This is a genomic window from Patescibacteria group bacterium (assembly GCA_018900835.1).
GTDB lineage: Bacteria > Patescibacteriota > Minisyncoccia > Minisyncoccales > PEYH01 > PEYH01.
This window is the reverse complement of the sequence record JAHIFQ010000009.1, coordinates 35,845-56,327: the sequence shown is the minus strand read 5'-3', so window position 1 is coordinate 56,327 and position 20,483 is coordinate 35,845. Positions and strand designations below refer to the sequence as shown.

Annotated in this window: 21 protein-coding genes and 5 tRNA genes; 7 read left to right on the top strand and 19 right to left on the bottom strand. The window is 36.5% G+C overall.

Going from position 1 to position 20,483, the window contains the following annotated elements; translation table 11 throughout:
- Nucleotides 1-37: 37 nt before the first annotated feature.
- From KJ562_02000 to pilM, 4 genes are read right to left on the bottom strand one after another with little or no spacing between them, the layout of a single operon-like run.
- Nucleotides 38-325, bottom strand: a complete 288-nt coding sequence (locus KJ562_02000) for a hypothetical protein (protein ID MBU3964469.1) — start codon at nt 323-325, stop codon at nt 38-40.
- A 42-nt stretch (nt 326-367) separates the two neighbouring features.
- Nucleotides 368-892 (bottom strand): type 4a pilus biogenesis protein PilO, encoded by a 525-nt coding sequence (pilO, locus tag KJ562_01995; protein ID MBU3964468.1) that lies wholly within the window; start codon nt 890-892, stop codon nt 368-370.
- Between the two features lie 5 nt (nt 893-897).
- On the bottom strand, nt 898-1,437 hold the full coding sequence (locus KJ562_01990; protein MBU3964467.1) for a PilN domain-containing protein: 540 nt from the start codon (nt 1,435-1,437) through the stop codon (nt 898-900).
- Nucleotides 1,438-1,454: 17 nt separating this feature from the next.
- Nucleotides 1,455-2,513 (bottom strand): type IV pilus assembly protein PilM, encoded by a 1,059-nt coding sequence (gene pilM, locus KJ562_01985; GenBank protein ID MBU3964466.1) that lies wholly within the window; start codon nt 2,511-2,513, stop codon nt 1,455-1,457.
- 94 nt (nt 2,514-2,607) lie between these two features.
- Between pilM and KJ562_01980 the strand changes: the two genes are divergently transcribed.
- On the top strand, nt 2,608-3,300 hold the full coding sequence (locus tag KJ562_01980; GenBank protein MBU3964465.1) for a hypothetical protein: 693 nt from the start codon (nt 2,608-2,610) through the stop codon (nt 3,298-3,300).
- A 254-nt stretch (nt 3,301-3,554) separates the two neighbouring features.
- On the opposite strand, the gene KJ562_01975 is transcribed toward KJ562_01980, so the two are convergent.
- From KJ562_01975 to KJ562_01960, 4 genes are all read right to left on the bottom strand, one after another.
- Nucleotides 3,555-4,241, bottom strand: coding sequence for an NYN domain-containing protein (locus tag KJ562_01975; GenBank protein ID MBU3964464.1), 687 nt, complete (start codon nt 4,239-4,241; stop codon nt 3,555-3,557).
- An 83-nt stretch (nt 4,242-4,324) separates the two neighbouring features.
- A tRNA-Ser gene (locus KJ562_01970) sits at nt 4,325-4,408 on the bottom strand.
- 94 nt (nt 4,409-4,502) lie between these two features.
- Nucleotides 4,503-4,590 (bottom strand) — tRNA-Ser (locus tag KJ562_01965).
- A gap of 28 nt (nt 4,591-4,618) precedes the next feature.
- Complete coding sequence (locus KJ562_01960) at nt 4,619-5,599, bottom strand: hypothetical protein (protein MBU3964463.1); 981 nt, start codon at nt 5,597-5,599, stop codon at nt 4,619-4,621.
- Between the two features lie 108 nt (nt 5,600-5,707).
- Between KJ562_01960 and KJ562_01955 the strand changes: the two genes are divergently transcribed.
- Nucleotides 5,708-5,779, top strand: a tRNA-Arg gene (locus KJ562_01955).
- A gap of 43 nt (nt 5,780-5,822) precedes the next feature.
- Complete coding sequence (gene recG, locus KJ562_01950) at nt 5,823-7,955, top strand: ATP-dependent DNA helicase RecG (GenBank protein MBU3964462.1); 2,133 nt, start codon at nt 5,823-5,825, stop codon at nt 7,953-7,955.
- 71 nt (nt 7,956-8,026) lie between these two features.
- Here the strand turns inward: recG and KJ562_01945 are convergent, their stop codons facing one another.
- Both KJ562_01945 and KJ562_01940 read right to left on the bottom strand, forming a co-directional pair.
- A complete protein-coding gene (locus tag KJ562_01945) occupies nt 8,027-9,613 on the bottom strand; it encodes a glycosyltransferase family 2 protein (protein ID MBU3964461.1) in 1,587 nt (528 codons plus the stop codon).
- A 13-nt stretch (nt 9,614-9,626) separates the two neighbouring features.
- Nucleotides 9,627-9,698: transfer RNA gene (locus tag KJ562_01940), tRNA-Glu, on the bottom strand.
- 235 nt (nt 9,699-9,933) lie between these two features.
- Between KJ562_01940 and KJ562_01935 the strand changes: the two genes are divergently transcribed.
- The 4 genes from KJ562_01935 to KJ562_01920 are packed head-to-tail and all read left to right on the top strand — an operon-like array spanning nt 9,934 to nt 13,692.
- Nucleotides 9,934-11,148 carry a tRNA (adenosine(37)-N6)-threonylcarbamoyltransferase complex transferase subunit TsaD gene (locus tag KJ562_01935; protein ID MBU3964460.1) on the top strand — a complete coding sequence of 405 codons (1,215 nt, stop codon included), beginning with the start codon at nt 9,934-9,936 and terminating at the stop codon, nt 11,146-11,148.
- 59 nt (nt 11,149-11,207) lie between these two features.
- Nucleotides 11,208-11,924, top strand: a complete 717-nt coding sequence (locus tag KJ562_01930; GenBank protein ID MBU3964459.1) for a PrsW family intramembrane metalloprotease — start codon at nt 11,208-11,210, stop codon at nt 11,922-11,924.
- A 7-nt stretch (nt 11,925-11,931) separates the two neighbouring features.
- Entirely contained in the window at nt 11,932-12,339 is a 408-nt protein-coding gene (locus KJ562_01925; protein ID MBU3964458.1) for an Hsp20/alpha crystallin family protein, read from the top strand.
- A 60-nt stretch (nt 12,340-12,399) separates the two neighbouring features.
- The gene (locus KJ562_01920) at nt 12,400-13,692 is read left to right on the top strand and encodes a phospholipid carrier-dependent glycosyltransferase (protein ID MBU3964457.1); all 1,293 of its coding nucleotides are present in this window, start codon (nt 12,400-12,402) and stop codon (nt 13,690-13,692) included.
- Nucleotides 13,693-13,769: 77 nt separating this feature from the next.
- Here KJ562_01920 and KJ562_01915 read toward each other — a convergent pair whose 3' ends face one another.
- The 9 genes from KJ562_01915 to KJ562_01875 form a co-directional block, all read right to left on the bottom strand.
- A complete protein-coding gene (locus tag KJ562_01915) occupies nt 13,770-14,897 on the bottom strand; it encodes a DegT/DnrJ/EryC1/StrS family aminotransferase (protein ID MBU3964456.1) in 1,128 nt (375 codons plus the stop codon).
- A gap of 29 nt (nt 14,898-14,926) precedes the next feature.
- Nucleotides 14,927-15,958, bottom strand: coding sequence for an SDR family oxidoreductase (locus tag KJ562_01910; protein ID MBU3964455.1), 1,032 nt, complete (start codon nt 15,956-15,958; stop codon nt 14,927-14,929).
- On the bottom strand, nt 15,955-16,689 hold the full coding sequence (locus KJ562_01905) for a GNAT family N-acetyltransferase (GenBank protein ID MBU3964454.1): 735 nt from the start codon (nt 16,687-16,689) through the stop codon (nt 15,955-15,957). The genes KJ562_01910 and KJ562_01905 overlap by 4 nt, the downstream gene beginning before the upstream one ends.
- Before the next feature lies 1 nt (nt 16,690).
- Complete coding sequence (locus KJ562_01900) at nt 16,691-17,614, bottom strand: glycosyltransferase family 2 protein (protein MBU3964453.1); 924 nt, start codon at nt 17,612-17,614, stop codon at nt 16,691-16,693.
- A 17-nt stretch (nt 17,615-17,631) separates the two neighbouring features.
- A tRNA-Leu gene (locus KJ562_01895) sits at nt 17,632-17,713 on the bottom strand.
- Between the two features lie 115 nt (nt 17,714-17,828).
- On the bottom strand, nt 17,829-18,203 hold the full coding sequence (locus KJ562_01890) for a hypothetical protein (GenBank protein ID MBU3964452.1): 375 nt from the start codon (nt 18,201-18,203) through the stop codon (nt 17,829-17,831).
- Between the two features lie 108 nt (nt 18,204-18,311).
- Nucleotides 18,312-19,073, bottom strand: a complete 762-nt coding sequence (locus KJ562_01885; protein ID MBU3964451.1) for a pilin — start codon at nt 19,071-19,073, stop codon at nt 18,312-18,314.
- A gap of 45 nt (nt 19,074-19,118) precedes the next feature.
- On the bottom strand, nt 19,119-19,694 hold the full coding sequence (locus KJ562_01880) for a hypothetical protein (GenBank protein ID MBU3964450.1): 576 nt from the start codon (nt 19,692-19,694) through the stop codon (nt 19,119-19,121).
- A 4-nt stretch (nt 19,695-19,698) separates the two neighbouring features.
- A complete protein-coding gene (locus KJ562_01875) occupies nt 19,699-20,478 on the bottom strand; it encodes a DUF4215 domain-containing protein (protein ID MBU3964449.1) in 780 nt (259 codons plus the stop codon).
- Nucleotides 20,479-20,483: the final 5 nt, after the last annotated feature.

Sequence of the window (20,483 nt, the reverse complement as noted above, 5' to 3'; positions counted from 1 at the left end):
AAAGTATATAAAAATTTCGCCTGACAATGACTGACCATCAATTTGACACAGGAAGCGCAGGGGCAAAAGGATTCTCCCTCCCAATGCCTTCTGAAAGAGGAGAAATCGGCGTAAAGGATTTTAGGTCGTTCCAAATTTCCTCCTCTATTTTTTGAAAATCTATCTTAACCTCCTTGACTACAGGAAGAGACAACGCTGATTCTCCCACAATAAACCCGCCTCCTTTAATTTTAATTAAAACAAAAACAAGAATGGCTATCAATGCCAAACCAGCAATTGCTATATAAATTTCTTTCTTCCTTTTTTCGTAAAATACTATAGCCATAAATTAATCATTAATCATTAATCAGTTATCAGTTATTAGTTATTAATACGAACTGATTCTTGCTCTAATTTTAATCAATGCTGATTGCCCTTCTGTTAATGGCACAGAAAAATTTGTTTGCTCCACCTCTATCAAGCGGGAACTCGTCTCAAGGGCAAATAAGAAATTTTTAAATGAAAAATAAGAACCAGACAATTCTGCGCTGAAAAAATGGCTCTTAACCCTCTCTTTTTCGTCGCCAGGAGAGGCCTTTTCCAAGCTAATATTGTCCAAACTAATGCCAGATGAGGCAGATGCGTTTTGCAGGAACTCAAGCAAAGAAGGCGCGTCAGAACCAATGGGGAGAGCGCTCTCAATTTTAGAAACTATATCCGACCGCTCATCCATTTCTTTTTTAGCGACCTTCAGTGATTGAATATATTTATTCTGATTTTCCAACTGCAATTCTTTCTGATTCAACTGACTCTGTATATCTCTAAAGCCCCTGTATTGAGGCCAAACTAAGAAAATGCCCAATGTCAGGGAAATCAATATGCTCACAGCGACAATGATAATAGCGTATTTCATTATAATTATTTCTTAGTTATGTCCTCGCTTTTATCTGGCAAGAACAATTCTATAACAAATTTTACTCCCCCCTCTACAGATAGAGAAACATTAGACAGCTTTACTTCTTTGATAAACGGGTCCTGTTGAAAGGCGAAAATCTGTTGGCCCAAACTTGTAAAATCCTCTGATATCCCCTGTAGATTTATTAGCCGAGTTTCAATATTAAGGGTCATTGAATCAAAATATACTTTCGGATGAATATATGTCTCAAGGAAGGCCAATATATCTGAAACCTTTTCTCTGTCCTTTAATAGAATAGCAACATCCTCAATTCTTTTCTGGAAACCCAAAACAATTTTCTGAAGCTCTGCCTGCTCTTCTGTTTGAGTTCTGCCCAGCTCATTTTTTACTTCTACTAAAGATGTCTCTGCTCTTTTGGCCTGAAAATCAAAGACGAAATAAAGGATAACCATCAGCGCTATTAAAAACAAAGAAGACCAGGGCAATATCTTTTTGACCAAGGACTTCTGGGGAGCAACTTTTCTTGGAATCACCTGCACCATAAGAAGAATATTAACTTTTACTTATTAAAACCGCGGAGAGCCATTCCTACTGCTATTGTAAATCCAGAACTGATTTTTTTCAATGGCTCCGAGAGAATGGGCGGGTATGAAATGTCTATAAACGGGTCAGCTAACTCTACCGGCAAATCAAGTTTTTTAGAAAAATAATCTGCTCCTCCTGCTAACATAGCTCCTCCTCCGGAAATAATGACCTTTCCTATCCTCTCTTTATCCTCTAAATATAATTCATCGGTGGTATTTTTAATCTTTTTAACAATTGCTTCTATTTGCGGTTTGATTATTTCCTTGATGCCTGGATTTTTATCAGTAAGTCCATACATCCTTTTAATTGTCTCTGCTTTTCTTTTGTCAATCTGCAGAGAATCAGAAAATGCTTTTGTAAAATCTTCACCAGCCACATCAAAGCTGTGGGAAACCTTTAAGATTCCTTGGGCAACAACATTAATTGTGGTGCTCCTTTCTCCGATATCAACAAGGCATATAATATTGCTCTTATCCTGATATTTAATCAATGCCCTGATAATGGCAAACACTTCTGCCTCCAAAGCAATCACCTTGAGCCCCACTGACAATGCTATGTTCTGATATTGGTTGATTATCTCTTTTGGTACAGCTACCAATAGAATCCGCAACGGCGTTCGACCCTCTTTAGAGGGACCGCCTTTAATAAGTTGCCAATCAAGAATTACTTCTGATAAGGGCAAAGGAATTCGGCGCGGCGCTTCATATTTTACTGCTTCAGGAATTTCTTCCGCAGACATTGACGGAAGGTCAAAGGTGGTAAAAAAGGTTGCGTAATCAGGAATAGAAAAAAATGCCTGCTTTGATTTTATTCCTGCTTCTTTCAACATAACCATAAGTGCCTTAGAGATATCATCCTCGGAAATAGAAAGCATGCCTTTTTCTCGGGTCTGAAAATCATCTGCGCCAAAATAGTCAGCGCCTAAAATAGCATAATTGGACAAAGTAATGCCCTTGCTTTTTTGCAACTCCACTATCTTGATAGACGAGGTGCCAACATCAATGCCTAAAAAGTTTTTAGAAAATAACGGCATTTAAAAAATGATATAATATTATTTTATTGCGATTATTGCGATTAATCTATTTTACCCTTATTTCTTTTTTTTTGCTATTATTTTTAAACACACAATGTGGAAAACCATAAAAGAAACTATTTTAGACGGCCTCTGGCCAAAGCGTTGCGTAAATTGCAATAAACCAGGGCAATGCCTCTGCGAGGATTGCTTTGCGTTAATTGATATTTTCAAGGATGCGTCCTATGAAAAATTCCAGTATCTTGACGGTCTGCATGCTGCCACTGCTTACAATGACAAAATGGTCAAATCAATAATCCATTTATGCAAATACAATCGCATCAAGGACTTGTCCAACCATTTATCTGATTTAATTATAGCTCACTTTAAATTATTGGACAATCAAACGCTCCTGTCGTATCAATTACTCTCTGTAAACCAATGCTGTGATAATTTAATTGTCTGTGGCGTGCCAATGCGCAGAAAAAAACTGAAAAACAGGGGCTTTAACCAATCCGAAGAAATCGCTAAATATTTTTCCGAAGAAATCGGCATCTCTTTCGTCCCAGGATTGCTTGTGAAAACAAAAACAACGCTTCCGCAAGCAGAGCTCACAAAAGAAGAACGGATAAAAAATATTCTTAATGCTTTTGAATTGAATCCGCTGTTTGGGCAGTTGATTAAAAATAAAGATGTATTATTGATAGATGATGTTTTCACCACTGGCGCAACAATGGAAGAATGCGCGAAAGTCCTAAAACAAAACCACGCCCAGCGGGTTTGGGGCGCGGTTGTCGCGCGAGGATAAAAACCAATGATTCGTGTGCTTGAGACGGACTTTGCCACGCAGTAACCGAGGCACATGGGTCATGGCCTATCTTCTATAAACGAGACAATACTGAAGATTTTAAAAATTATATCTTTTACACTAACCCTAAACAACTAACTCAACAAATGTCTTTATTTTTGAGATAAATTTTACCTATGTGGATAATACCCATTGACTTTAATTTTAAGTATAGTATATTGGATTCATACCTGCCCGAGGTTAATTCGGGAGAACTATCCACAAAGACCTGACTCAGTCAGGTCTTTGTCTTTTATTATTCGAGCTATATATTTTTTTATCTTTTGAGCATTGATAACTAAGTCAGCCGATTCCCTTAGCTTAGCAGTAATAAATCCACCTTTTATTATAATAACTTTCTTTCCTTCTTTTCTTAAAAAGTTGTTTAAATATGTAAAGTCCGCATCGCTCGAAAGAATGCAAAAAGTATCATAGTGCCGAAGCATTTTAATAGCATCAACAGAAATTTCTACATCAAAATTACATTTTCTAATTTCCGCATAATATCTCCCATCCTTATCTCTAAAAATATGCTTAATGTTATCTGCCCCCTCTAATTCAATATAATGCTTTATTCTCTGTAAATCTTTTATTACTACATTTCGTTTTCCGAATATTTTTCTGATTACATAAGTAAATTTTAGCGACCCTTGATTTTTAGAATCTTCTCCGTAATATATCCTTACCTTTTCGCTAAAAATATCTGTAAATGATTTTAACTTTTCAAGATCTATAGAAAGCTTCTCGCTGTTAGTAAGCAATTTATTATTCCAATCTTGATTATCATTTTCAAACCATCTATTTACATTAGAAAAATCTACAAAAGAAAAAATCTTTCCATAATCTTCAGGAATTTCTAACTCTTCACATATGACTTTATTTTTAAATTCCTGTAAATCCATATTGATATTTTGATTCTTCTGAAAATCCTTATTTCATTTTTTAAATTAATCGCTCGGGTCGCTCCGATAAGAAATTGCATCTGCGGAGGAGGTGGGATTCGAACCCACGAGTCCTTGCGGACGCCGGTTTTCAAAACCGGTGCACTAAACCACTATGCGACTCCTCCATTTAAAATTAGTATCTGGCGCTATTTATTCTAACTTAAATATTTGGCACATTCGCACTACTGTGCTCAGTGCCTCCTCATCTATATTCGTCTGCGGAGGAGGTGGGATTCGAACCCACAAGAGGCTTTTTAAACCCCTACGGGTTAGCAACCCGCTCTCGTAACCTTTTGAGTACTCCTCCCAAAATGCTTACTTTAGCTTATCTTATCTCATTTTGAATATCTCTTCAAGTGTTTAGGGTTATGAGAATTAATGATTCTGAAATATCTTTTCATATCTTCTTTGCTATCAAGAAAAACATCTGTATCCCGTGCCAATCTAGGATTTAATTTATTCCTCTTTAAATTGTTAAAAACAAATTCGAGAAGTGGCTTAGAATGATTTGTAAAAGAAAGTTTTTTATAGCTATAAGCCTTTCCATTCACTTTATAACGATGATCAAAAACACACCCATCGGTGTCTATGAGTCCACGAATACAGGCAATCACGTATCTCTTGTTTTCTTTTATCCATTTTGGAACATCTACTTGTTGTTTCACTTTGTCTCCTCTCACCAGTCCAAGCTTTCCAACCATAAAATTAACCAATTTAGTTCTTGAAATAATAAAATTAATTGTTGCTTGATCCTTCCTTAAATAGGTACCCACTGGCACATTAAATAATTTTTTTATTAAACTAACGATAAATCTACCATATTCCCTATCATCTTTACTATGGAGCGTTATAACAATTTGTCTTTCAGCAACAGAACCATCGCCTAAAATAATCCCGACAAACTCTGCCAAACTTTGAGACAATTTTGGCTTCTTAAAAGGAAGAGGGTGGCCAGCTATTAAATTATTTCTATATTGTCCCTCTCTCTCCCACCATTCATACCATTTCTTCTTCCGATATTCAGGATCTCCTCCAACTCTCCCATATTTTTTATAAACTGCCAGGCCACCAGCGGATGAGCCATCATCTGTATACCAATAATCATCCTTTAATTCAGCATTAGAAGGAAAGGGAATATTAGTTTTGCTACATAATTTACGCAGAGCCTTTAGGTCTATTGAAAACTTTGCTCTACGCCAATCTCTAATTGTTCTCTCGGAAAGAGAGCATGCTTTTGCTACATCTTTCACTGAGATACGAGACAAAATGGCTTGCATTAATTTTTTCTGTTTTTGCGGAGATAAAATAACTCTCATAATGATTAGCCTATTCGGCTATATCTCCATGTTAACATAATTTTTGTATTAAGTATACGGCAAAACATTGAAATTAAGAGCTTTCTATGCTAAATTATATATAATCAAGCCCCCGTAGTTCAATGGACAGAATGCGAACTTGCGGAGTTTGTGATAGAGGTTCGACTCCTCTCGGGGGCACAAAGAACTACGAGGCCCGGCCTCGTAATAACCTCGTAATAATATGCAATTATCCACTCCAGTAGGAGAGCTTCAGAAAATCGGACCTGTGTATATAAAAAAACTTGAAAAAATGGGGGTTAGGACTGTTCGTGACCTTCTTTTTTATTTCCCCCACCGCTACGAGGATTTTTCCAATCTCAAAAAAATATCCCAACTGAAAATAAACGAGACCGCCTGTATCAAGGGCGAGGTTTTAAAGATTGAAAACCAAACCACATTCAGAAAAAGATTTTCCCTTACAAAAGCAGTGATAAAGGATTCAAGCGGAACAATGCAAGCGACTTGGTTTAATCAACCATATTTAATTCAATCTATTAAGTCCGGAGATATTGTTTGTCTGGCAGGAAAAATCTCTATTGGCAAAGAAGGCGCTTATTTCTCCAATCCTGTTTACGAAAAAATATGGTCTGAAGCAAATGGCAAACAAAATGAATTCACTCATACTGGTAGGATAATCCCTGTTTATCCTGAAATCAGGGGCGTTTCTTCAAGGTGGTTAAGATTCATCATCAGGCCATTGCTAAAAGAGTTTTCCGAAAAAGTTCCAGAAACTTTGCCAGAGAATATTATAAAAGAAAACAATCTTTTAGCCATTAAAAAAGCTATCTCTGAAATACATTTCCCAAGCTCTGCTAAAATGGCGGAAAAAGCAAAGCACAGATTTGCTTTTGAAGAATTATTTTTACTGGAATTATTTGTATTAGGCAAGAAAGAGGAAATCTCCCGGCTCAAGACCGTTCCTATGCCTATTAAGGTAGAGATTATTCAGCGATTCGTAAAATCTCTTCCATTTAAGCTCACTGATTCACAGAAAAAAATTGCTTGGAGAATATTAAAAGATATGGAAAAGAACAGACCAATGACCCGCCTACTCCAAGGAGATGTCGGCTCTGGTAAAACAGTTGTAGCTACAATGGCAAGTTTAAATGTGATAAAGTCCGGGAATCAAGTTGCTTTTATGGCGCCCACAGAGATTCTTTCAAAACAACATTTTGAAACCATTGGCGCGTTGCTGCAAGATTGTAAAATAAATATCGGTTTGCTCACTTCAAAAACAGACAAATTTATTTCCAAAAAACTTAAACGCCAGGCAGTGGAAATTTCCAGAAAAAAACTTTTAGAGGATACATTAAAAGGAGATATAGATATTTTAATCGGCACCCATTCTTTAATTCAAGATAAGGTAAAATTTCTAAAATTAGGACTTGTGATTTTAGACGAACAACACCGATTCGGCGTGGAACAGCGTGCCAAGCTCCATCGCGCTGGGAAAACAATTATTCCACATCTTTTATCAATGACCGCCACTCCTATCCCCCGAACTTTGGCTCTGACAGTTTACGGTGATTTGGATTTATCTCTGATTGACCAAATGCCAAAAGGGCAAAGGAAAGTAAAAACCCTTTTAGTCCCCCAAAAAGATAGGAAAAAAATCTACAAATTAATTGAAGAAGAGATGGGCAGGGGCAGACAGGCGTTCGTGATTTGTCCTCGGATTGAGGAAAAAGAATTAGAAGAAGGAAAAGAAGATAAGTCGGGCTGGTCAGAAGTGAAAGCAGTCAAGGAAGAATATCAACGGCTATCTAAAGAAGTGTTCCCTCAATTTAAAATCGCAATGCTCCACGGCAAAATGCCGAACACAGATAAGAATAAAATAATGAAGGATTTCAGGAGGCAGAAAATAGATATTCTGGTTTCCACTTCTGTTATAGAGGTGGGAATAGATATCCCCAACGCAACAGTGATGGTTATTGAAGGAGCGGAAAGATTCGGCTTGTCGCAACTACATCAATTCAGAGGCAGGATAGGCAGACAAGGCGACCAAGCATATTGCCTGTTATTCTGTAATACCCGGTCTAAAAATGCCTATGCCCGACTCAAAGCGTTGGCAACCATAGACAATGGGCTTAAGTTGGCGGAAAAAGATTTGAAAATAAGGGGGCCTGGACAATTCCTTGGAACAAAACAATGGGGTCTGCCTGATATTGCGATGAATGCTTTGGATGATTTCTCTTTGGTAGAAAAAGCCAGGGAAACAGCGCAGGATATATTAACGCGCGACCCAGAACTAAAAAATCTCCCCTTCTTAAGACAGAGATTGGTTTTTTTCCGCAGAAATATTCACCTGGAATAAAGCGTAAAGCGTAAAGTGTAAAGCGCAAAATAACAGTGCAAAAATAAAAGTTTAAATTTTAAATTGTTGTTTTACGCTTTTTGTTTTACGCTTTGCACTTTCCTGTGCTTCGGGGTTGGCCAGAATCCCATATATTTCCCCAAAAGCAATCTTGTCTGCGCGTCTATGGCTGGAAAAGCAGTAAAAAATATCATTGTAAAGGGCACCAATATCCATTGCACACAGGCCCACAAAATATTTAATTTCTGTTTCTTGGTGTTTGGTTTTGGGGGCAAAAGATAAAAAGTGTAATACATAGACATAATCAAGCCAAGCATAGAAATTGTAAGAATTCTGCCGAGTATTTTTGGCAGATTGTATGAAAAAATCGTTTGGGTAAATTCCGAGCCACCAAGATAAATCGGAAGCCAGCCCAAGGCGAAAATAAGGATGGGGGCGCAAGCCCAATTCCAGTGCCCCTCTATAGCTTCAAATGCTAAGGCAATCTTTCTTTTGAGAGATATTTTTTTATTCTTTAAAAATCCGAAAATAAAATAAGGAATTTCTCCTGCGCCATAAGCCCACCTTCTTTGTTGTTTATACATATGAACAATAGTTCTGCGAAGCGTTTCTGCTGCATTGGCATCCATGGATATGGAACAATTCAACGGCTCTGCGCGATAATCGCCATCATAAAATAAAAGGCATTGCCAAAAAATCCGGGAATCATCTGAAACAACATCTGTTTGCTTAAAACCAACATCAACTAATGCCTTGAACGGCATTGAGTGCGATGAAAAAGTTATTAATTTTTCCGGTCTTTGCTGATTAATCAAATGCCAAAAGCTTGAAGAAAAAGAAAATACCCTTGATATTCCAGGGGCTTGCCAGACATTGTTTAAAAACAAAGGGATTGGTTGAAAACTGGTTCGCAATGGCTTTGGGGTAGTTAAATAGTGATGAGTAAGACAGCCGAAGTAATCGGCAGAAACAACTGTGTCTATGTCAAAAGATGAAAAAATGACTTTTTCAAAAGGAATATTGAGCACAGATATTAGCTCCTTTGCCTTCTTGGCTGCCCATGTTTCATTTGAGGACTTTGCTGCTATTTCCCCGGGTAAGTCCTTTGGGTGGACAGTAATAAAAAATTGATAAAAACTATTTTTAAATTCCTGACCTATCTTCTTGGACAATTCATTATTGAAATCATTTCCAGCCCTCTCTTCTTGGGCTAAAATAACAATCATTTTGTCTTTGGGATAATCAGTTCTTAAAAGCGATTTTATGGATTCTCTTACAACTTCATACGGCTCCTTATACATTGGCAGAACTATTAAATGGTATATTTCATTCCAGTGATGAATCGGCAGTCCGTTGGAGGGTGTACCAAGCTTGTTCAACTTGCCTAACCAGTCAATTTCTATGTTTTGCTTCATTTTTTGATAACTTACTCTTAGGTGAAACGAAAAATATATTGTCTTGGAAAGCCAATATATTACAAAAATGATAATAAAAATGGATATCAATATGGGCTTAAGATAAGACAACAGAATTGCGCCGAGAAGGGTTGTCCATGTTATTATGCCAGGCAGCATTTCTAAAAAGCGGTATAATAACCGCTCGCTTGTTTTTTTCAAATCAGACGCAAAAGCAATTCTTAGATAATATTTATCAGGCATAGAAATAATGTTGCGGCCCTACGGGGAGTCGAACCCCGGTCGTCAGGTTGAAAACCTGATGTCCTAACCACTAGACGATAGGGCCAGAATTAATTTTTAATTTCTAATTTTGAATTTTGAATGAAACTCGAATTTTGAATCAAATTTTTAATTTTCAAATCCCAAATAAATACCAAGCACTAATTTTCAAAATTTGGTTTGGAAATTAAGATTTGTAATTTCATTGAAAATTGTAAATTGAAAATTGGGACTTCCAAGCGTGGCTTTATAATAGACAAAAAGTTGTAAAAATTCAAGGGGTTTGATATTCTAAGTAAGCAATGAAAATTTTAGCAATAGAAACATCCTGCGATGATACTTGTATTGCTTTGGCAGAACCATCTGCCAAAGATTTTAAATTAATGTCTAATCTTATCTCATCGCAAAAGGAGATTCATAAAAAATGGGGAGGAGTGTATCCATCTTTTGCGCGGAGGGAACACCAAAAAAATCTTGTCCCGCTTTTAGAACAAGGTTTAAGGGCAACAAATATGCTTAAGTTAAAAGTTAAAAATGAAAAGTTAAAAATTACAGTTAAAAATCTAAAATTAAAAAATATATTAGAAAGAGAAAAATTCCTTTACGATAAAACAGAGAAGTTTTTGGGAAAATATCAGAAGCCGGAGATTGATTATATCGCAGTGACTGTAGGCCCTGGCCTTGACCCCTGTCTTTGGACTGGGGTTAATTTCGCCAAAGCGCTCGCCTATTGGTGGGGAGTACCAATAATTCCAGTGAATCATATTGAGGGACACCTACTCGCCAATTGGCTAACGCCAATTGGCGAAAGCGCAAAGCGCAAAACGCAAAACGTAAAACAGAAAACAGAAAATAAAATTAAATTGCCTGCGATTTGTTTGATAGTAAGCGGTGGGCATACGCAGATTATCTTAGTAAAAAAAATTGGGCAATATAAGATATTGGGAGAGACAAGAGATGATGCTGCTGGCGAAGCATTTGATAAAATAGCAAGAATCCTTGGTCTTGGCTACCCTGGCGGACCAGTCATTGCCCAACAAGCCAAGCAATCATCAATGATCAATGATAAATTATCAATAAAACTGCCGAGGCCAATGCTCAATACCAAGGATTATGATTTTAGTTTTTCTGGACTTAAAACATCAGTATTGTATGATTATATAAAAAGAAACAGTAAAATAAAAAAATCAAAAGAATATATCCGCCTGATTGCAAAAGAAGCCCAACAAGCAATTATCGATGTGTTAATCAAGAAAACCCTTAAAGCAGCGAGGGATTATAGAGTAAAAACAATTATGCTCGGCGGAGGCGTGGCAGCGAATAAAGAATTAAGAATACAATTTGAAAAAAAAGTTCAAGAATACAGTCCAGAAGCTAACCTAATTGTTTCAAGTGGCAAATACTGCACAGATAACGCGGCGATGATAGCAATGTCTGCGTATCTGCGAATCCCAAATAAAAAAGCGATAAATTGGAATAAAATCAAAGCAGAACCAAATCTCCGCATCGCTGATTAATCATCAATGACCAATGATAAGTGATTAGCGATAAATGATTAATCATTATTGATTAAATTATGTTTCAATACCCTATTTTCATAATTCTCGGGCTTGTGCCAAGTATTATCTGGTTGCTTTTTTATCTTAGAAAAGACAAGAGGCCTGAACCAAATGAAATGGTGATAAAGATATTTATTTACGGAATGGCAATTACTCTACCTGTTGCCTTGATAGAGTGGGGCTTTGTAGGCGTACTCAAAAACTTTAACCTTCCTTCCGGCGTAATGCTTGCCATTTATTTTCTTTTAGGCGTTGCTTTGGTTGAGGAAGTGGCAAAATATCTGATAATAAAATTTAGGATATTAAGAGACCCTGCGTTTGACGAACCAATAGACGCAATGATTTATATGATAATAGCTGGACTGGGATTTGCTGCTTTAGAAAACATCTTGGTCCTGTTTGTCCTAAAACAACCCGAGCTTTTGGAAAAAACAATTCTCACTCTAAGCGGAAGATTTATTGGCGCAACATTTCTGCATGCCCTTTGCTCGGCAAACATCGGATTCTTTTTAGCCCTATCTCTTATTAAAAAGAAAAGAAATACCTTGCTTTTTATTACAGGACTGACAGCTTCTATCATCTTGCATGGGGTGTATAATCTTGCTATAACGATAGAAGGATGGTCTAAGGCAGTGATTATAATATCAATGCTCTTCGGCTTATTCCTCGTTGTTTTATACGAATTCAAAAAGGTTAACAAATTAAAAATTTACGGTATGCGCAAACCGCTTTAATAAAATTATGTTTAAAAAATCAAAATCAGAACAACCGGAAAAAGAAGAAAAACAACCACAGGAACAGTGGCTATCCCAAAACAACGAGGGCGAGTTGGCAATAGATGCTTATGAAACCGACAAGGAAATCGTCATCCAGTCAACAATTGCAGGCATCAGCGCCAGCGATTTGGACATCTCTGCTGAAGAGGATATGCTGATTATCAAGGGCTCCCGCCAGAAGCCAGAAAGCGATGGAATAAAAAATTACTTTCAGCAGGAGTGTTATTGGGGACCATTTTCCAAAAAAATCATCTTGCCTGAAAAAGCGAAAATCGCTTCAGCTAAGGCAGAGGTAAAAAATGGAGTACTCACTCTAAAAATCCCAAAAGCCCAAACAATTTCCAAGAAAAAAATCACTATAAAGGATAAATAAATGACAAAGACGGACTGGCTTCTGATTGTTCTAATTTCTCTATCCTTCCTCACCCATTTTATGTTCCTAAACTACCCTTCAGAGGTAGTTTTTGATGAATATCATTATGGCAAATTCGCTTCTGCCTATTTGACGAGAGACCCCTCTTTCTCTGGGCATCCTCCATTGGGAGAAATGATGCTCGCTGGGGCTGGTTGGATTTTTAATATAGAACCAAACTGCACATTTGAAGAAGTGGGGCATCCTTGCTCTCCTTATATTTTTTTCGCATTAAGATTTTTACCAGCGCTATTCGGAGTATTGTCTCTAATGGTGTTTTACGCTTTTATAAAAATACTGACCAAATCAAAAGAAATCGCTCTGATCGGAGGATTTTTATTTGTTTGCGAAAATGCTATTCTCGTTCAGTCGCGGCTTATTCTTATTGATATTTTTCTCATATTCTTCGGCATCCTCGGCCTCTTTCTGCTTTTGAAAGCCATGGATGAAAAACGCATCAAAATAAAATGGCTTTTTATTATTTTATCAGGATTAAGTTTGGGTGCTTGCCTATCAGTCAAATGGACAGGACTCGGCATAATTGCTACAGCCATTCTTCTTGTAATGATGAAATTATCAGAATCAAAGGCTCGTTTGAGAGAATGGTCAAAAACTGGAATTGTTTTAGGAATTTGTGTTATATTCGTTTATTGTTTGTCATTTTGGGTCCAATTCCATATTACTCCGAACAATAATAAGGTGGATAATTTTTGGAATCAATATGGAGAAAGATTTTCTCCAATACAATTTAGAGGGGACGATTTTGAACAGCTTTCTTTCCCAGGGAAATTGGCAAGAATGAATTATATAATGTTTCAAAGCCAAGAAAGTGGTGATTTTTCACACCCAAGCAGTAGTCGTTTTTACGAATGGCCTTTTATGGAAACGACGATAACATACTGGCTCGAGCCAACAGCAACCACAACAGCAGACAAGCCCAATGTTGCTGCCATTGGATTGGTTGGAAACTATGTCATCTGGATACTATCAAGTATCGGAATGATAATGTTGGTATTCAGCTTATTGTCAAAAAAAATAAGAGATGAGTTTGCCATATCTCCATTTTTAATATTCTTTATTTTATTCGGATATCTGTTTAATTTATTGCCGTTCATCCTAATTTCTCGCTCAACTTTCCTTTATCACTATTTCCCCTCATATGTTCTCACAATTGTTAATTTGGGAATCATTTTGGATTGGATAAGAAAACACAATAAAAAATTGTTTTGGATAATGATTCTTATTATCATAGGTGGGTTTATCGCCTCAGCTCCCACCACTTACGGATTTCAACGATATTTCAATATATTTTAAACGCACTTCTACGGTCTAACTAAAAATCCGCTTAAGCGGATTTTTAGTTCATTTATCAACTTTTTTAATGCTAAATTTTATTGAATTATAATCTTATTAATTGAATTTATAATATAATCTACTTCTTCATCTTTCAGGCCAGAATAAAGCGGAATTGTAATGGTGCTATTCCCAATTTTTTCTGCAACAGGAAAGTCTCCGGGCTTATACCCATATTTCTCCCTATAATATTTCATCAAATGAATTGGCCTAAAATTCACCGCAACCCCTATTCCAACATCTTGAAGCTGGTGCATATACTCGTCTCTCTTTTGTGGATTAACCCATATGGTATAAATATGGCGAGCATGCTTGCTATTTGGCAAAACATTAGGAATTGATATAAATAGATTATTACTAAACCCATCATCATATCTTTTTGCTATATTCTCTTTAGCTGACAATAATTCTTCTATTCTGTCTATTTGATGAATCAGTAGGGCTGCGTCTATATTGGTCATATTTGCCTTAAAGCCCAAAAAATCCATATCATAATGTTCATATCTTTTTGTATATCTATCGGCAGCTGACTTGCTTATGCCGTGTAATCTCGCTTTTTTAATCCAATCATGCGCATCTTGATTATTACATGTTATCGCGCCACCTTCGCCACAGGTTATATTCTTTGTAGCATAGAAACTATAACAAGCGATGTCACCCAATTGCCCGGGCCTAACATCATCTCTGCTCCCCTCTATACAATGAGCAGAATCCTCAATTATTTTAAGATTATTCTTAATTGCAATCTCTTTTAAGCGCTTCATGTCGCACATCTGCCCATAGAGATGAACAGGAATTACTGCTTTTGTATTGGGAGCAATGACTGCCTCAATCTTATCAATATCAATATTCCCTGTTGTCTTCTCCGCGTCTACAAACACTGGCTTGGCATTGCAATACTCTATGCTATTGGCGGTGGACACAAAAGACATTGGGGTCGTGATCACTTCGTCTCCATCTTTAATGCCTAAATATTTTAATCCCAAAAAAAGTCCCTCTGTACAAGAGGTAATGCCCAGGGCATGCTGGTTCTCAGTATATTTTGCGAATTTATTCTCAAACTCCACAACAGAATCTCCTGTGGTTAAAAACAAAGATTCTAAAATCTTTTGAACTTCTTTTTTGTCGTCATCATTAAGATTGTGTCTATAAAATTCAATTTTCATAAAATTATATTTATGATTTATATTGTAATTTAAAATATTCTTCCCCGAAGCTTTACGTCTGATAAAACTCTATCAGTATCTATTAGATGCTTATAATATCTCACGGTATTGGTCCTAGTGTCATTGCCATCGATTATTTTTCTCTCTAATGCCTCTACTATTTCTTTTATCCCATCCTCCACGGTGAACCGTGGCTCAAAATTCAGAATTTGTCTAATTTTATTGAACAAAACATTATAGTCCCTTTTGTCTGTGTCGCTTGGAATAGATTCGATTTTAGTATTTGGCAAAACATTCCTCACCAAATTAGCGACTTGAATTATTTTATAATTCTGATTGTTTGAGCCGACATTAAATGTTTGTTTATTTATCTTGGAGAGGTTGTCTTCTTCAATGACTCTCTCAAAAGCATTAATCGCGTCTTTCAAGTGCATCAGCGGCCTCCACTGTTCACCACCGCCCAAAACAAAAATCTTACCATCTCTCCATGCGTTAAGCGTCATCAAATTAACCACTAAATCGAACCTCATTCTGTGCTCTGATAATCCGTAAAGTGTTGAATTCCTTAATGAAGTAACGCAAAAATTATCATCTGATAGAGATAATATTTCTTCCTCTGCTTTGGCTTTCAAAATAGCATAAAGAGAAACCGGCCTCAATTTTGATTCCTCTGTTAATTGAGTATCGTCTCCTTGGCCATAGACGCTACAAGAAGAAGAAAAAATGTATTTTTTTACGCCCACATTCTTTGCTTTTTTCGCCAATTCTACTGCCCCTATATAATTTATATCCTCGCTAGCTGCAGGCGCTAAATCAACGCTTGGGTCATTGGAAAGCCCAGCTAAATTTATAATAACATCTACTCCTCTTAAAAAATCTTCTCCTATCCACCTTATGTCTTCTTGAATGACTTCGATGTTTTTATTTTCAATATCTCCGAATTTATAACCAAAAAAATGCCTATCTAATGCCTTAATCTTATATCCCTTAGATAAAAAATCTTTCACCATTTCGCTACCTAAGTATCCGCCAGACCCTGCTATTAAAATTGTTTTTTTCATAATGATTTATTTAAATGTTTATGGAATACCAGCTCTAAAATTTGAATCAAAAATCCATTTTTTTGATAAAACCTACTCGCTCCTATATTTTCTCCCTCTGTAATAACCCATAGCTCTTTTTTGTTCTCTTGGCAATATTGCTTACATTTATCAATAAGCAAATCTCCTAGCCCCTTTCCTTGAAGGCCAGCGCCTATTCCTATAAGGTCCACCCAAACCTTATCGTCTTTTTCTTTAAGCGTGACAAATCCTATCACTACTTCTTTATAAAAAAGAAAAAATATTTTTTTAGCATATCCTGAAAAACTATTAACAAGCCATTGATTATATATTTTAAAACACGACTCTTCTCCCAATTTAATATCCTTGCAATATCTGCTAGTGCGAGCAATTATTTTAAGAATTTCTTGGACAGAATCATTATCCGGCGTTAACCGACAATCCACTTTCTCCTTAATGCTTAAATCTGGGTCATTATTGGGCTTTTTGGAAGTCAAATCTGGACATTTATATATTGTTCTAACGCTTATTAGTCCAAACTCTTGTTCTTCTAAAAAATTAATGTTCTGTTGATAAAAATGAGTAAAGGCAAAAACTATATCAGGATTATTCCCTGCAACAAATTCTTTGTATTTGTCTTGAAACCTCTTACTAATGGGTTCGTCAAGAATTAGCTTGGCAACGGTCTTGCCCAATACTTCAGAATCAAATTTTTCTACAAAAAACTCCATGTTAAATTAATTTATCCTTAATTATATACAACGGCCTTCTTCTTGCTTCTGCATAAGTTCTGACAATATATTCTCCTATAATCCCAATGGCTATAATTTGAATTCCTCCGACAAAAAATATCAATAAAATAGCATAAGTCAATCCTGCGATAATAGAACAATAAATAAATTTTTTAATAAGAATATAAATTGCTAAAAAAAGCGAAAAAAGAATAAATAATAATCCAATCCTAGTTATTATTTTAATGGGAATGGTGGAAAAAGAAAAAATAGCATTAAGGGCTAACTTAAATTGCCTATTAATATCATATTTACCCTTGCCTTTAAATCTCTCCCCGTGTTCTACTTCTTGCGCTATGTGCTTAAACCCAACCCAACCGATCAGGCCTATAATATACCTGTTGGATTCTCTTAATTCTTTGATTTTTTCTACCACTTCTTTGGTCATAATCCTAAAAATGGAACTATTAATTTCAATATCTTCATCGATTAATTTTTTGATTAAAAAATTGAATAATTTCGAGGTGACTTTTTTAAAATAGCCAAATTTTTTGTTTTTTCTTTGAGCATAAACCACATCATATCCTTGCTGCAACTTATTCCATAGCTTGATTATCTCTTCTGGTTGGTCCTGCAAGTCCCCATCCATCATCACTACGAAATCTCCAACAGCAATATCCAGCCCAGCTGTGATGGCTATATGATGACCAAAATTTCTACTAAATTTAATTGCCTTGACCTTGGTATTTTGATTATGTAATCCTTCTATTAAATCAAAAGAATTATCATTGCTCCCGTCATCCACAAATATTATTTCATAATCAAAATCACGGAAATCGCTTTCTATTGCTTTTTTTAACCTGCGATAAAGCTCTGGAATATTTCCGCTTTCATTATAAATAGGAATTATAAAGGATATTTTCATTAATTTTATAAAATTAATGCCGAGGGTGGGAGTTGAACCCACAAACCTTACGGCGCTAGCTCCTAAAGCTAGTGTGTTTGCCAATTTCACCACCTCGGCTTAGCTTTTATAACAAATCGCATCTCTTCTTAAATTATCCTTTTTCTTGAAAAAAATCAATCTCCTCTTTACAAAGGAGATTGATTTTTATAATTTAGAGATAAAAACTCTCTTATTATGTTGTTGAGGCTCCCCAAAGCATAGTCAACACTATACCAACTAATCCTCTGGCTAAAACAGCAACAGCTAATCCGATTAAGGCATAAATAAGGAAATTTTTTGCTTTTCCTACTTGTTCTGGGCTACCCCCTGCTGTTACAAACATATAAGCAGAAATCATAAGCATTAGAACTACTACGACTATCATGAAACCAAATACATATCTAATTATCACTGCAAGTAATGCATTTGGGTCTATATTCGGCGGGTCTGTTGGGCTTGGCGTGAGTCCTACAGAAGGAGGAGTTGGTGCTGCTAAAGCCAAATATGGCGCAAAGCATAGTCCTCCAATCACAACCAAACTCATTATCCCCAATATTTTCTTGTTCATTGTTTTTTATTGATTATTTTTTTTCAATTAACCGACCTTTGAAGTTTTGTTTTATTATACTATTTTAATCCTTAAGCGTAAAAAAGCAAGTATTTTGTCCACAGGAAGCTAAATCACAACATTAATATCTAAAATTCTTACAATCAGCATCGCAATCGCCCTTGCTAATATAATAAGGGCATAACCAACAATAGTAAAAATAACAATCTTTTTTCCTTTCATAACCCGCGTTGGGCTTCCAGCTGCTGTCATGATAGTAAGCCCACCCATGATTACGAACAAGACCGCTAAACCACTAAAATATATAAAAATTCTGTCAGTAAGTTGCCTTATGAGCTCTGCGATTCCGGTAGCCACCAATGGATTGATATCGTTTCCATGCGGAGTTGGCGTAGGCGTTTCTGTAACATAAATGGTTTCTGCTGTTCCACTTGAACCTACGGCAGAAGATCCGAAAGAAGAATATGAGGTCTTTGGGATGACCGCAAAAGTGCCGGTTCTACTGTAGGTATGGCTAAAATTATAGCTGCATCTTACTGTTTTTAACGATGTATCGTTACTATCGTTCACACATACACAAGGACCTCCCTCCAATTGCTCGTCCGGGGCAGTTGCCGAAGGTGGAGGCGCCTCGCCAAAATTTATTATTGGTTTAAAAAATACCGCGCCGCCAACCGCACCACTATAACAACTTGCTTCTATAATAAGCGTACCGTTAACAGTATCTCCTGTTTGTATATTAGTGGGACCAATTTCAGAAATAAACGCAACCGCAAAGCCCGGCGGATTGGCTGCGCATACTTGCTGGCTCAATCCCAAAAACAAACCGCAAATGATTAACATTATAAAAAGTAAACAATTTTTTTTCATAAGCAATTTCTAAAATTTATATTTAACTTTTATTAAATACTCTCATCAAGGAGTGACTATTAACAGAACAAGCGCTACCAGCCCCCTACTGATTACCGCAACAGTCAATCCGATTAAGGCGTATATCAACCACCTCTTTGCTTTTGTTGTTTGTTCCGGATTTCCTCCGCCAGTGATGAATAAAAAGGCCGCAATAATAAGCATTAAAACGCTTATTACTATTAAAAATCCAAAGGCATAAACTATTATATTATACAGAGCTGTTCCAGCATCCACTCCCTGTGGCAGTATTTGCCCCACCAAGGCGATTATTCCTCTTGACACAGTTACAATGGCAACACCAGACAAAGCATAAACAACGGTCTTTCTGCCTGTGGAAAATCTTTCTGGGTCGCCGGAGGAAACAATCATCATATAGCCACCTATTATTACCATTAAAACACCGATAACTAACGCAAACCCGAATACCCAGCCCAAGACCCTTATAAGCATTTCGTCAAAATCTATATTCCCCGGAGTTAATGGATTGGTAATAGTGATTTGCGCTTGCGCTTGGCCAACGATAATAAATAAGGAAAGAATCACCAAAATCAAAGGAAAAATTAATGTTGTTTTTTTCATAATTTTATAAAAAAGTTACATCAGGCGCGAAAAAGTCAGCCATTGCCTTTATTATCAATATTATACCAAGAATTACAGCAGTGTATAGAATAATTTTCTTGCCCAAGATTATTTTGCCCCCATCCAGGCCAGCAAAAATTATCATAAACCCTCCAGCGATTATCAGTAGAGGTCCTAAAATTATTGCTATCCAAAAAATCGCGCCAACAATATCTCTAAATAATTCTCCAAAAGTATTTGCTTGAAGTGGATTCAAATCATTATTAACAGGTGGCGGAGATGGGTGTTCTATTTTGCAACTCTGGCTACATCCATCTCCGGAAACAGTATTTCCATCATCACATTCTTCGCCTGGTGGCTCCAGTGTGTTATTCCCACAGACAAAAGGACCATTCACGACAGCGGTTGCGCGACCAGTTCTGCATAGTGTAATATTTTGTTTATCACAAACATTCACTTTAACAGCATAGCTTCCTATAGTACCATACGGATGCGGAAAATTTAGAGTACACTGACCAAGTATTGAATCAATAAAGCAAACCCTTGTTCTAATGCCCGACCCATCTCCGAAGTCCACCTTTATCTTCCAGGCATATGCCAAAGGATATGCTTTGACTGTGACTTGAATCTGACTTGAATCGCCTAAAAATACCGTGTCTGCTGATACAATTACATCGTCAGGCGGAAAAGGGTTTCCAGCATATACCCTTGTTGTAGAAAATAATATAAAAATAGAAAAAACCGCTACGAAAAATAGTATTATTAAATTACTTTTGGTTTTCATATTTT

Bases quoted from the DNA above. Each gene is read 5' to 3' on its own strand.
- KJ562_01890 (MBU3964452.1), bottom strand. From the start codon at position 18,203: ATGAACAAGAAAATATTGGGGATAATGAGTTTGGTTGTGATTGGAGGA.
- KJ562_01880 (MBU3964450.1), bottom strand. From the start codon at position 19,694: ATGAAAAAAACAACATTAATTTTTCCTTTGATTTTGGTGATTCTTTCC.
- recG (MBU3964462.1), top strand. From the start codon at position 5,823: ATGCAATTATCCACTCCAGTAGGAGAGCTTCAGAAAATCGGACCTGTG.
- KJ562_01960 (MBU3964463.1), bottom strand. From the start codon at position 5,599: ATGAGAGTTATTTTATCTCCGCAAAAACAGAAAAAATTAATGCAAGCC.
- KJ562_01905 (MBU3964454.1), bottom strand. From the start codon at position 16,689: ATGGAGTTTTTTGTAGAAAAATTTGATTCTGAAGTATTGGGCAAGACC.
- KJ562_01900 (MBU3964453.1), bottom strand. From the start codon at position 17,614: ATGAAAATATCCTTTATAATTCCTATTTATAATGAAAGCGGAAATATT.
- pilO (MBU3964468.1), bottom strand. From the start codon at position 892: ATGAAATACGCTATTATCATTGTCGCTGTGAGCATATTGATTTCCCTG.
- KJ562_01935 (MBU3964460.1), top strand. From the start codon at position 9,934: ATGAAAATTTTAGCAATAGAAACATCCTGCGATGATACTTGTATTGCT.
- KJ562_01910 (MBU3964455.1), bottom strand. From the start codon at position 15,958: ATGAAAAAAACAATTTTAATAGCAGGGTCTGGCGGATACTTAGGTAGC.
- pilM (MBU3964466.1), bottom strand. From the start codon at position 2,513: ATGCCGTTATTTTCTAAAAACTTTTTAGGCATTGATGTTGGCACCTCG.
- KJ562_01930 (MBU3964459.1), top strand. From the start codon at position 11,208: ATGTTTCAATACCCTATTTTCATAATTCTCGGGCTTGTGCCAAGTATT.
- KJ562_01915 (MBU3964456.1), bottom strand. From the start codon at position 14,897: ATGAAAATTGAATTTTATAGACACAATCTTAATGATGACGACAAAAAA.
- KJ562_01885 (MBU3964451.1), bottom strand. From the start codon at position 19,073: ATGAAAAAAAATTGTTTACTTTTTATAATGTTAATCATTTGCGGTTTG.
- KJ562_01920 (MBU3964457.1), top strand. From the start codon at position 12,400: ATGTTCCTAAACTACCCTTCAGAGGTAGTTTTTGATGAATATCATTAT.
- KJ562_01990 (MBU3964467.1), bottom strand. From the start codon at position 1,437: ATGGTGCAGGTGATTCCAAGAAAAGTTGCTCCCCAGAAGTCCTTGGTC.
- KJ562_01975 (MBU3964464.1), bottom strand. From the start codon at position 4,241: ATGGATTTACAGGAATTTAAAAATAAAGTCATATGTGAAGAGTTAGAA.
- KJ562_01875 (MBU3964449.1), bottom strand. From the start codon at position 20,478: ATGAAAACCAAAAGTAATTTAATAATACTATTTTTCGTAGCGGTTTTT.
- KJ562_01980 (MBU3964465.1), top strand. From the start codon at position 2,608: ATGTGGAAAACCATAAAAGAAACTATTTTAGACGGCCTCTGGCCAAAG.
- KJ562_01925 (MBU3964458.1), top strand. From the start codon at position 11,932: ATGTTTAAAAAATCAAAATCAGAACAACCGGAAAAAGAAGAAAAACAA.
- KJ562_02000 (MBU3964469.1), bottom strand. From the start codon at position 325: ATGGCTATAGTATTTTACGAAAAAAGGAAGAAAGAAATTTATATAGCA.
- KJ562_01945 (MBU3964461.1), bottom strand. From the start codon at position 9,613: ATGCCTGATAAATATTATCTAAGAATTGCTTTTGCGTCTGATTTGAAA.